The sequence below is a fragment of the Enterobacter cloacae complex sp. IR5458 genome, from assembly GCF_049238025.1.
GTDB classification, from domain to species: Bacteria; Pseudomonadota; Gammaproteobacteria; order Enterobacterales; family Enterobacteriaceae; genus Enterobacter; species Enterobacter kobei.
On sequence record NZ_JBMKIF010000002.1, the window covers coordinates 169,561 to 181,295 of the forward strand.

Consider the following 11,735-nt stretch of genomic DNA (forward strand, 5'->3'; position numbering starts at 1 on the left):
TCTGCAAGGCCTTTTTCCTACCTAAAGACAACGACGCGGTTTCGGCCAGTCTCTTTCGCTTCATACATCGCTTTATCGGCGCTTTCCACGCACTCCTCTGCGGTCACGGACGATGATGTTGCCGTAAACACACCCATGCTGATGGTAATGGGCTCCGGTAGCTGACCTTCGCTGGTGGTTTTATCAAAGCTGCTCAGCTTCAGCCGTATGCGTTCCGCCACCTGGCATGCTGCGTCTGAAGGGGTATTTGCCAGCATCAGGACAAACTCTTCACCACCGATACGCGCCGCGATGTCCTGCGGGCGCACGGAATCCACCAGCAGATTGGCGACAAACTGTAAGACTTTATCCCCCTGCAGGTGACCGTAGTTGTCGTTGATACGCTTGAAGCGATCGAGATCGCTGACGATAACCGAAACAGGGCGGCTGGATTTTGCGACATCCAGCGCCTGATTTAACGATTCATAAAAATAGCTGCGGTTATACAGGCGCGTAAGCGGATCGCGAATCGAATTCTGATACGACTGCTGATACTTTAAATGCGATTCACGGTACAAGCTGAAGACATCGCAGAGCAGAACAAAAATAATCAGCAGCGTGGCGACGGTTTCAAATAACCGGGCGCGATACCACGATATGTCTTCGGCATGCCCACCCAATAACAGCATTAAGAGCGTGACGATATAGCAGACACAAAGAAAATTACCGGTCACCCAGAACAGATTACGTACGCGCGTCATAAACATCAGCGTTGCTAATGTCACCACCCAGAGGACAATTAAAGAAATATTAATGCTGTGGCTCCAGAGAACCATAAACTGCCGCGTTTCATTATCAACCAGGTCGAGGGATAAAAAATCAAAATGGCTGGAATACATCCACGCCACCATCACGCCACCGGCAGTAAAAAGAAATGTCGTGCTGACGATAGCGATATGCGTCAGCCTCGAAAGGGGCTGATTACGCAGGGGAAACAGCAGGGCCGAAGCGATGAACAGGACCGCCATGATGAGATGGCGGAACATATAGTAGATCATCGCATCGTTATAGTTCACGACGTTGAACTGGTAGAGATCCAGCCAGGCGGGAAAACTGGACAACGTTCCAATCATTAGCAATGCCGAACCGGCAAAGGCAAAAGCGATGGCAACCAGATACAGACGCCTCTTATCACACCAGTATTTCATTGCCATAAAACAGGCAATAAACAGGTGAAATACCAGTAGAAAAATGGTGAGCGTAGGAAACAACAGCGGCGAAAAGGAAGGAACCCATTCAACCAGTGTTGAAAATAAACCCTGTAATATTCCGATGACAACAACACAACCGAAACAGAACGAGAGATAACGACCTTTTACAGTAAGACTATTCGCAAGCATATAAATTTTTTTAAATAATTAAAAATGAATGAACAGGAGGTAATAGCGAAGAGTCTAATCAATTGAAACAATAATTACTTTGCGCAGAAACAATATACGGTGGGGTAAATAATGGGCGGGTGAATATATTTTGTAAATATATTCATGAAAATGATATATATTGTAAAGGGATGTGGCCTGATAGCCACATCCCGTTTTAATTAACGTGGGGAAACGGTCACCTGGCTTCCGTTGCTTGCCAGCACGACACGCTGACCAGCAGAGAAACGGGTATTCCCCTGTTTCTGAACAACCATAATGGTGCTGCCGTCGTCTTTACGAATTTCCAGCTCAACACCCTGCGTTTTGTTCATTGCACCCTGAACGCCCTGGCCTGCAACACCACCCGCCACAGCGCCCGCAGCGGTCGCCAGAGAACGGCCTGTACCGCCGCCAACGGTATTCCCGAGGAAACCACCCAGAACAGCACCGCCGATTGCGCCCATAACGTTGTTGTCATCGCCACCCTGAATTTGTACAGGACGGGCGTTAACAACGGTACCGTAAGTCACGCTCTGAACCTGTTTTGCTTCAGAAGCGCTGTAAACGTCGCCAGACAGTGAGCTGTCATTCACACAGCCAGCCAGGGTTAAACCAATCAGCGAAACGCCCAGTACACGTACAATCATTTGAATCTCCTGTTCACCAAAAACGCCCAATTGGAGGCATCCGTTATGGCTAAATTATATGGCATAAGGGGCCATAGTTCATATCTTTGCACTAACAATAAGAAAATTGTACTTGAATTTGACTTAACGAGACATAAACAGGTTCTGCTCATGTCACCCGCATGACATTGTTAAAAAATATTATCGCTGGATGGCAAAGCCGTGCTGTTTATGGTTGAGTGGATAACCTTAGCCCACGCAACGTAAGGAAAGCGCATGAAATCGGGTCGCTACATTGGTGTGATGTCGGGCACCAGTCTGGATGGGGTAGATGTCGTTCTGGCCGCCATTGATGAACGTATGGTCGCTCAGCAGGCGAGCCTGACCTGGCCCATTCCCATTTCACTGAAAGAGGATATTCTGAGTATCTGTCAGGGGCAGCAATTGACGCTCTCTCAGCTAGGGCAACTTGACGTCCGCCTGGGAGCACTGTTTGCTGATGCGGTACAGGCGTTAATGCAAAAAGAAAATCTTCGTGCCCAGGATGTGGTTGCCATCGGATGCCATGGACAGACCGTCTGGCATGAGCCGGTTGGTGATGCGCCGCATACGATGCAAATCGGTGATAACAACCAGATTGTGGCGAAGACGGGCGTCACGGTCGTCGGCGATTTCCGTCGTCGCGATATTGCGCTTGGCGGCCAGGGGGCACCGCTGGTGCCGGCGTTCCATCAGGCGCTACTGGCACACCCTTCAGAACGCCGGATGGTGCTGAATATCGGCGGAATTGCCAACCTGTCAATGCTCATTCCCGGGCAGCCTGTCCGCGGCTACGATACCGGTCCAGGTAATATGTTAATGGATGCCTGGATCTGGCGGCAGTGCGGGCAACCCTATGATAAAAACGCCGAGTGGGCGAGCGAGGGTAAAGTGATTCTCCCGCTGTTGCAGTCGATGCTCAGCGATCCCTACTTTGCTTTACCGGCGCCGAAAAGCACGGGGCGTGAATACTTCAACGTTGGCTGGCTTGAACGTCAGCTGGCGCCATTCCCGGCACTGGCTCCGCAGGATGTGCAGACGACGCTTGCCGAATTGACGGCGGTGTCGATCTCTGAGCAGGTACTTCTCAGCGGCGGATGCGAACGTCTGCTGGTGTGCGGCGGTGGAAGCCGAAATCCGCTGGTGATGGCGCGTCTGGCCGCGTTACTGCCGGGTACGGAAGTGACCACGACAGACGAGGCGGGTATCAGTGGGGATGATATGGAAGCGCTGGCTTTCGCCTGGCTTGCCTGGCGCACCATCGCCGGGCTTCCGGGTAATTTACCGTCGGTGACCGGCGCGCGCGAGGCCAGCGTCCTCGGGGCGATTTACCCGGCAAATCCTCGTCATAATCAGAGTTAACTGAAATTCAGCGCGGCGTCTCGTCGTTAGAATGGAATGAAACAGGAGGGCAGCCATGCCCTCCAGGACCAGGAAAGTCTTCGGAATACGCCCATGAAAAAAATTCTTCTTATTGTCGCGCCTTTATTGCTGTCAGGATGCAGCGTCTACAACCAGTTCCTTGAGCGTATGCAGACCGATACGCTGGAGTATCGCTGCGATGAAAAACCGCTGACCGTGAAGCTGAATAATCCACGTCAGGAAGCCAGTTTTGTTTATGACAATAAACTGCTGACCCTCAAGCAGGGCATGTCGGCCTCCGGGGCACGTTATTCCGACGGTATCTACGTCTTCTGGTCGAAGGGGGATAGCGCCACGGTCTACAAACGCGACCGCATCGTACTGAACAATTGCCAGCTTGAAAATCCGAAGCGTTGAGATTTTTACAGGGGCGGCGCACAATAGCGCCACCCAATCTCAACGTCAGCTAACGCCATGTCAGATAACGACGAACTGCAGCAAATTGCGCATCTGCGCCGTGAATACACCAAAGGCGGCCTGCGTCGCCAGGATCTTCCCGCTGAACCCCTCGTGCTTTTTGAACGCTGGCTGAAACAGGCCTGTGAAGCGAAACTGGCCGACCCAACGGCCATGGTTGTCGCAACGGTAGATGAAAACGGTCAACCGTATCAGCGCATCGTCCTGCTCAAGCATTATGATGAGAAAGGGCTGGTGTTTTATACCAACCTCGGCAGCCGCAAAGCGCACCATTTAGAAAATAATCCGCGCATCAGCCTGCTGTTCCCCTGGCACATGCTGGAACGTCAGGTCATGGTCACCGGCAAAGCGGAACGTCTCTCGACCCTTGAAGTGGTGAAATATTTCCACAGCCGTCCGCGTGACAGCCAGATTGGTGCCTGGGTTTCAAAACAGTCCAGCCGAATCTCTGCCCGCGGTGTCCTGGAGAGCAAGTTCCTGGAACTGAAACAGAAGTTCCAGCAGGGGGAAATCCCACTGCCAAGCTTCTGGGGCGGCTTCCGTATCCCGATTGAGCAGATTGAGTTCTGGCAGGGCGGTGAACATCGCCTGCACGACCGCTTTTTATACCAGCGCGAGAATGGCGGCTGGAAAATCGACAGACTGGCACCGTAATCCCCGAAATTTGTTGATTTAAGCGCTAGCGCACACCGCGCTTGCGCTTTATTCTATGGTCCTTTCGCATCAGGCGAAAAGTCGTGTACCGGCAAAGGTGCAGTCGTTTATACATGGAGAATTTGATGGCAAGCAGTAACTTGATTAAACAATTGCAAGAGCGGGGCCTCGTGGCCCAGGTGACGGACGAGGAAGCGTTAGCAGAGCGACTGGCGCAAGGCCCGATCGCGCTCTATTGCGGCTTCGATCCCACCGCTGACAGCTTGCATTTGGGGCATCTTGTTCCATTGTTATGCCTGAAACGCTTCCAGATGGCGGGCCATAAGCCTGTTGCTCTGGTGGGTGGTGCAACCGGTCTGATTGGTGACCCAAGCTTTAAAGCCGCTGAGCGTAAACTGAATACCGAAGATACCGTGCAGGAGTGGGTGGATAAGATCCGTAAACAGGTTGCACCGTTCCTCGACTTCAACTGCGGCGATAACGCTGCCATTGCTGCCAACAACTATGACTGGTTTGGCAGCATGAACGTGCTGACCTTCCTGCGTGATATTGGCAAGCACTTCTCTGTTAACCAGATGATTAACAAAGAAGCGGTGAAGCAGCGCCTGAACCGTGACGATCAGGGTATCTCCTTTACCGAGTTCTCCTATAACCTGCTGCAGGGCTATGACTTTGCTTGCCTGAACAAACTGCATGGCGTTTCCCTGCAGATTGGTGGTTCTGACCAGTGGGGTAACATCACGTCCGGTATCGACCTGACCCGTCGCCTGCACCAGAACCAGGTCTTCGGCCTGACGGTTCCACTGATCACCAAAGCAGATGGCACCAAATTCGGTAAAACGGAAGGCGGCGCGGTGTGGCTGGATCCGAAGAAAACCAGTCCGTACAAATTCTACCAGTTCTGGATCAACACGGCGGACGCCGATGTTTACCGCTTCCTGAAGTTCTTCACCTTCATGGATATTGCAGACATCAATGCGCTGGAAGAAGAAGACAAAAACAGCGGTAAAGCACCGCGTGCACAGTATGTGCTGGCCGATGAAGTTACCAAACTGGTTCACGGTGAAGAAGGTCTGGCGGCGGCGAAACGCATTACGGCAAGCCTGTTCAACGGTACGCTGAGCGATCTGAGCGAAGCGGACTTCGAACAGCTGGCGCAGGACGGCGTGCCGATGGTTGAGATGGAAAAAGGGGCTGACCTGATGCAGGCGCTGGTGGACTCCGAGCTGCAGCCGTCTCGCGGACAGGCGCGTAAAACCATCGCGTCTAACGCGATCACCATCAACGGTGAGAAACAGGCTGACCCGGAATACACCTTCGTTGACGGCGACCGTCTGTATGGACGCTACACGCTGCTGCGCCGCGGTAAGAAAAATTACTGCCTTGTTTGCTGGAAATAATTAACAGTCTCCAGGGGCGTGGGAAACCACGCCCTTTTTGTTTTTTCAGGGTTTGGTAAGAAAAAGATGAAGAACATCCTCGCCATTCAGTCCCACGTTGTTTTTGGCCATGCGGGCAACAGTGCAGCGGAATTCCCGATGCGCCGCCTCGGTGCTAACGTCTGGCCCCTCAACACCGTGCAGTTTTCCAACCACACGCAGTATGGTAAATGGGCCGGCTGCGTGATGCCGCCCTCGCACCTCACCGAGGTGGTTCAGGGCATTGCGGATATTGACCAGCTCAAACGCTGTGACGCCGTTCTGAGCGGTTATCTGGGCTCAGCCGAGCAGGGGGAGCACATCCTTGGCATTGTGCGTCAGGTGAAAGCAGCGAACCCGGCGGCAAAATACTTCTGCGACCCCGTCATGGGACACCCGGAGAAAGGCTGTATCGTAGCGCCCGGTGTTGCAGAGTTTCACGTTCGCCATGCTCTGCCTGCCAGCGATATCATTGCGCCAAACCTTATTGAGCTGGAGATCCTCTGCGAGCACCCGGTTAACAGCGTAGAAGAGGCGGTAAGCGCGTCTCGCGAGCTAATAGCCCAGGGGCCAGAGATTGTACTGGTAAAACATCTCGCCCGCGCAGGGCTGAGCCAGTCGCGTTTTGAGATGCTGCTGGTGACGAAAGATGACGCCTGGCATATTAGCCGTCCGCTGGTGGATTTTGGCCTGCGTCAGCCAGTGGGAGTGGGGGATGTGACCAGCGGTCTGCTGCTGGTGAAACTGCTGCAGGGTGCAACGGTCAGAGACGCGCTTGAGCATGTGACTGCGGCGGTGTAGGAAATCATGATTGCGACGAAAGAGATGCAGGAATATGAACTTCAGGTCGTCGCGGCACAGGATCGTATTGCGAAGCCGGAGCACTATTTCAGCGCCACCCGGCTTTAAACGATGCCGGGTGGCGCTGCGCTTACCCGGCCTACAAAACCCGTAGGCCCGTGCAAGCGAAGCGCCGCCGGGCGATATTAGCTAAGACCTTCCGCTTTCAGTGCCGCAGCCACCGCAGGACGCTCCGCCATACGGGTCATATACGATGTAATATGGTCTAACCCTTCCATATTGAGCTTAACCGCCCGTGCCCAGCGCAGCACGGTAAACAGATAGGCATCGGCAATCGTGAAACGGGAACCACAAATCCACTGATCGTCTTTCAGCGACGCGTTTACATACTGCAGCTTTTTCTCAAGAAGCGCGCGCAGGGTCGGTTTGTCCTCTTCCGGCGTATCCGGGCGGAACAGGGGAGTAAAGCCTTTATGTAACTCGGTAGCGATATAGTTTAACCACTCCAGGGTCTTATAGCGTGCAATGCTGCCGGTGGGGGCAAGAAGCTGGCGATCCGGTACGTTGTCCGCCAGGAATTGCATGATGGCAACGCCTTCTGTCAGCAGAGTTCCGTCATCCAGCAACAGCGCTGGAACTTGTCCCTTCGGGTTAATGGCAAGGAAATCATCGCCATTCTCCAGACGCTTTTTCATCAGATCAACGCCATCGAGCGTGAAATCTTTGCCGCTCTCGCGCAGGGTGATATGGGAAGCAAGAGAGCACGCGCCCGGTTTGTAGAACAGTTTCATCGGTAACTCCTTTTTGCTGAGGTTTCAGCTATGTTAGTGCGCGAACAGGCAAAAAAAAAGCCGCTAATGCATTAGCGGCTTCTCAACAGTCGTTTCTCAATAATCTTACGCAGTCGCGGTTTCGCTTGCCTTGGCCGTCTTGTCGTCGTCCTGAGTCATACGATTCAGTTTCGGCGCGGTCAGCAGCATCAGAACTGCAATCACCGCTGTCGCGATACCAATCTGCATGAACACGGTGCCGTAGACATTCAGGGAGACCAGTGGGTCAGTGACGTTTTCCGGCACCGCCATCAGGTTCGCAATCTTACCTGCGATAATTGCTGCACCGGCAGTGGTCAGGAACCAGCTACCCATAATGAAGCCCATCAGACGCTGTGGAACCAGCTGTGCCACCATCGCCAGGCCCAGACCGGAGATCATCAGTTCGCCGATAGACTGCAGCGCATAGCTCAGAATCAGCCAGTTTACGGAGACGATACCGGCGTCGGTCGCAAATTTCGTACCCAGCGGCAGCACCAGGAACGCACCGGAGCACAGCACCATACCAATCGCAAACTTGTGCGGCATTGGCAGACGGTCGCCCATCTTGTTATAGATAGCTGCCAGAATCGGGCTGCCAATCATAATCCAGAACGGGTTCAGCGCCTGATACTGCTCCGGCTCGAACGCGATACCCAGGATAGAGTGCTCAACGTTACGAATGGCGAAGAAGTTCAGAGAGGTTGGCATCTGGCTGTACAGTACGAAGAAGATAATCGCTTCCAGCATCAGAATGAAGGCCACAATCATCTTACGGCGCGCAGCACCCTGCATCGCGAACGCTTCTTTCGCGAAGATGACCACGATACCCAGCGCAACCACGCCCAGCACCGCACGTGCGATACCCTGGTTGTGCAGCAGCCAGGTGGCGATTGCCGCCAGAATCACAACGCCCACGATGGTCGCCAGCAGTTTACCCATATGGACGGGTTCGAAATCGGGTTTTGAACCGTAGTCTTTGACCCAGTTGCGGCAGAACAAGAAGTTCACTACGGTGATCAGCATACCCACGAAGCTCAGCGCAAACGCCACGCTCCAGCCGAATTTAGCGGCCAGCCATGGTGTTGCCAGCATGGAGAAGAATGAACCGATGTTGATGGACATGTAGTACATGGTGAATGCACCGTCCAGACGTGGGTCATCTTTGCTGTAACAGGTAGAGAGCAGGGAAGACGGGTTCGCTTTAAACAATCCGTTACCGACAGCAATGGTCGCCATACCCATATACACCACTGCGGCGTCATGGCCAGACCATGCGACCAGCCCATAGCCAATCGCCAGAACAATGGCGCCCAGCATGATGACACGTTTGGTGCCGAGAACTTTATCACCCAGCCAGCCGCCGATAGCAACCAGGCCGTATACGAGGGCACTGAAGGAGGAGAACAGCGTGATGGAATCGGCTTCGGACATACCCAGCTGTTTTACCAGGTAAACCGCCATGATCCCTTGCAGGCCGTAGTAACCAAAACGCTCCCATAACTCGATAGAGAAGATGAGATAAAACGCTTTCGGTTGTTTAAAAGCGTTAAGACTCACGCTTTCATCTGTTGGTTTATTGTTTGCAGTCGACACATATACCTCTTTTTTTACATCCCATATTAACGGGGGTGTTCATAGCGTGATGGCCGTAGTCCATCCGCCTTATAGTTATATTGGGAGGAGAAACGGCGGGTAATGTTCACTATCCTGACCCGTCTGGCAATACGTTTGTAATAATCTGTTACATTTATCTGGGGTGGTATAATCGTCGGTTCATGCAAATGTTATTCAGCGTTAAATTTCATACGGTGAGTAAAGGTAGTTTTTTCAACTGGTATTCCCCCTCTCCGATCGGCTTTTGGCGATATGTTCTGCTATTTGCCGTTTGTGGCAGTGATATAGCCCATATTCTGAAAAATAGCTGGTCTTATCTTCCGGTTCTGATCGGTTATATCTTGTCTGGCAAAGGCTTTGGGATGATTTTGACAACAAAAAATCAACATGAAGTTATCAGAGTGATCGCGATCACAGATGTATAGAAATTTTTGGCTATGAAAAAAGTATTAACCTGTTTGAGCGTTAACGCGCCGAACAAGTGATAAGTCAGCAGGGGCAAGAGGCGGATGATTTATGGTCAGGAGAGGGACATTTGGAAGGCCTTCTCCTGATGTGGGATTGCGATTGTTCAGACCAGCAATTCAGGGATACACTTTTTCTTTGAATTCGCAGAGGTCTTCAATAATGCAGGAGCCGCAACGAGGTTTACGGGCGATGCAGGTATAACGGCCGTGCAAAATCAGCCAGTGATGGCAGTCAACCTTGAATTCGGCGGGCACCACTTTTAACAGCTTCTCTTCAACCTGCTCAACGTTTTTACCGGGGGCGAAGTTGGTGCGGTTAGAAACTCGGAAGATATGCGTATCCACGGCGATCGTCGGCCAGCCGAACGCCGTATTAAGCACCACGTTCGCGGTTTTGCGTCCTACACCCGGCAACGCTTCCAGCGCTGCGCGGTCTTCCGGCACCTCACCGCCGTGCTGTTCCAGCAAGATCCGGCAGGTTTTAATCACATTCTCTGCTTTGCTGTTAAACAGGCCGATGGTTTTGATATAGGACTTCACGCCTTCCACGCCGAGCTCCAGCATCGCTTTTGGCGTATTAGCGACCGGATAGAGCAGGGCGGTCGCTTTATTGACGCTCACATCGGTAGCCTGTGCAGAGAGCAACACGGCGATCAGCAGCTCAAACGGGGAGGTAAAATTCAGCTCCGTCGTCGGATGCGGGTTCTCGTCCCGCAGACGGGTCAGGATCGCAATGCGCTTTTCTTTATTCATGAGGCCTTCTCGGGTATCCCTTCCTGGACGCTACGCTCTGCTGCGCGGCGCTTACGTTTTTCATCAATCAGGTATTTTACTGCCAGCATCATGCCAAGGCCAATAAACGCGCCAGGTGGCAGCATCGCCAGCAGGAATGGCGTATCGGTATGGAACACCTCGATACGTAGCGATTTGGCCCAGCCGCCCAGCAGCGCATCGGCACCGTCAAACAGCGTCCCGTTGCCGAGGATCTCGCGCAGTGAGCCGAGCACGAACATCGCACCGGTCGCACCCATACCAATCGAAAAACCATCCAGCGCCGACATGGCCGGACTATTTTTCACGGCGAAGGCTTCCGCACGCCCGACCACAATACAGTTGGTCACGATCAGAGGGATAAAAATTCCGAGCGACTGATACAGACCGAAGGCGTAAGCGTTGATCAGCATCTGGACGATACTGACCACCGACGCAATGATCATAACGTAAATGGGAATACGGATTTCCGACGGGGTCCAGCGGCGCAGGGCGGAGATGGAGAGGTTGGTCAGGGTCAGCACCAGCGTCGTTGCCAGACCGAGACCAAGCGCATTGGTGGCCGTTGACGTCACGGCCAGCAGTGGGCACATCCCCAGCAGCTGAACCAGCGCGGAGTTGTTCTTCCACAGTCCCTGGACAATAACCTCTTTAACCTGGCTCATGATCACTCTCCACAGGCCGCAAGATTGTTGATTTGCGCGGGCAGCGTTTCAGCATACAGCCCGGCCCGTTTTACGGCGTTCACCACCGCGCGCGGCGTGATGGTCGCGCCCGTGAACTGGTCAAACTCGCCGCCGTCTTTTTTCACCGCAAACGCGGTGTCACCTTCGCCATGAATCACTTTACCAGCGAAAGCTAAAATCCAGTTGCTCAGACGGGTTTCAATTTTATCGCCCAGGCCCGGCGTTTCATGATGTTGCGTCACGCGGGTGCCCAGTATGGTGCCGGAGAAATCGCTGCCGACGAGCAGCTGAATGGCGCCGGAATAGCCGTCGGGCGCCGTCGCCTCCATTACCGCGCCGACCGGTTTATCCCCTTTGCGGGCGATAAACAGGCGGTGTGGGCCTTTTCCAAGCTGCGGCGCGTCTACCACGAAGCAGCTCTTTTGCAGGTCATTATCGTAAAAATCCGACGGGATCACCTGATCGAACAGCGCTTTTTGCTGCTTCACCGCCTGTTCATCAATGGTCGATTTGGTCAGCTCATTCACCAGCGCCGTCATTCCGGTGAGTACGGCGGCGAAAACGGCCAGCGTGACGCCATGTTTTTGCATTGTTTTCAGCATCGCGAC

11 protein-coding genes and 1 pseudogene are annotated in these 11,735 nt (G+C 53.3%); 5 read left to right on the top strand and 7 right to left on the bottom strand.

Going from position 1 to position 11,735, the window contains the following annotated elements:
- Positions 1-17: 17 nt before the first annotated feature.
- Both ACOTYN_RS02285 and slyB read right to left on the bottom strand, forming a co-directional pair.
- The gene (locus ACOTYN_RS02285) at positions 18-1,379 is read right to left on the bottom strand and encodes a sensor domain-containing diguanylate cyclase (RefSeq protein WP_071922297.1); all 1,362 of its coding nucleotides are present in this window, start codon (positions 1,377-1,379) and stop codon (positions 18-20) included.
- A gap of 200 nt (positions 1,380-1,579) precedes the next feature.
- Positions 1,580-2,047 (bottom strand): outer membrane lipoprotein SlyB, encoded by a 468-nt coding sequence (gene slyB, locus ACOTYN_RS02290; RefSeq protein ID WP_014883569.1) that lies wholly within the window; start codon positions 2,045-2,047, stop codon positions 1,580-1,582.
- Between the two features lie 255 nt (positions 2,048-2,302).
- Here slyB and anmK point away from each other — a divergent pair, with 255 nt between their 5' ends.
- From anmK to pdxY, 5 genes and pseudogenes are all read left to right on the top strand, one after another.
- Positions 2,303-3,427, top strand: coding sequence for an anhydro-N-acetylmuramic acid kinase (gene anmK, locus ACOTYN_RS02295; RefSeq protein ID WP_045282022.1), 1,125 nt, complete (start codon positions 2,303-2,305; stop codon positions 3,425-3,427).
- A 93-nt stretch (positions 3,428-3,520) separates the two neighbouring features.
- The gene (gene mliC / locus ACOTYN_RS02300) at positions 3,521-3,844 is read left to right on the top strand and encodes a C-type lysozyme inhibitor (RefSeq protein WP_014883571.1); all 324 of its coding nucleotides are present in this window, start codon (positions 3,521-3,523) and stop codon (positions 3,842-3,844) included.
- 57 nt (positions 3,845-3,901) lie between these two features.
- Positions 3,902-4,558, top strand: coding sequence for a pyridoxamine 5'-phosphate oxidase (gene pdxH, locus ACOTYN_RS02305; protein ID WP_008500575.1), 657 nt, complete (start codon positions 3,902-3,904; stop codon positions 4,556-4,558).
- A 125-nt stretch (positions 4,559-4,683) separates the two neighbouring features.
- The gene (gene tyrS, locus ACOTYN_RS02310; protein WP_014883572.1) at positions 4,684-5,958 is read left to right on the top strand and encodes a tyrosine--tRNA ligase; all 1,275 of its coding nucleotides are present in this window, start codon (positions 4,684-4,686) and stop codon (positions 5,956-5,958) included.
- Between the two features lie 66 nt (positions 5,959-6,024).
- A pseudogene (gene pdxY, locus ACOTYN_RS02315) lies at positions 6,025-6,885 on the top strand (pyridoxal kinase PdxY).
- A gap of 77 nt (positions 6,886-6,962) precedes the next feature.
- Here the strand turns inward: pdxY and gstA are convergent.
- The 5 genes from gstA to rsxG all read right to left on the bottom strand — a co-directional run bounded on the left by gstA (position 6,963) and on the right by rsxG (position 11,729).
- Positions 6,963-7,568 (bottom strand): glutathione transferase GstA, encoded by a 606-nt coding sequence (gene gstA, locus ACOTYN_RS02320; protein ID WP_332956289.1) that lies wholly within the window; start codon positions 7,566-7,568, stop codon positions 6,963-6,965.
- Positions 7,569-7,673: 105 nt separating this feature from the next.
- Positions 7,674-9,182, bottom strand: a complete 1,509-nt coding sequence (dtpA, locus tag ACOTYN_RS02325; RefSeq protein WP_014883575.1) for a dipeptide/tripeptide permease DtpA — start codon at positions 9,180-9,182, stop codon at positions 7,674-7,676.
- Positions 9,183-9,787: 605 nt separating this feature from the next.
- A complete protein-coding gene (gene nth / locus ACOTYN_RS02330; protein ID WP_023338272.1) occupies positions 9,788-10,423 on the bottom strand; it encodes an endonuclease III in 636 nt (211 codons plus the stop codon).
- Positions 10,420-11,106 (bottom strand): electron transport complex subunit E, encoded by a 687-nt coding sequence (locus tag ACOTYN_RS02335; RefSeq protein ID WP_023337188.1) that lies wholly within the window; start codon positions 11,104-11,106, stop codon positions 10,420-10,422. Before ACOTYN_RS02335 ends, nth begins: the two co-directional genes overlap by 4 nt.
- Before the next feature lie 2 nt (positions 11,107-11,108).
- On the bottom strand, positions 11,109-11,729 hold the full coding sequence (gene rsxG, locus ACOTYN_RS02340) for an electron transport complex subunit RsxG (RefSeq protein ID WP_048996073.1): 621 nt from the start codon (positions 11,727-11,729) through the stop codon (positions 11,109-11,111).
- Between the last annotated feature and the right edge of the window lie 6 nt (positions 11,730-11,735).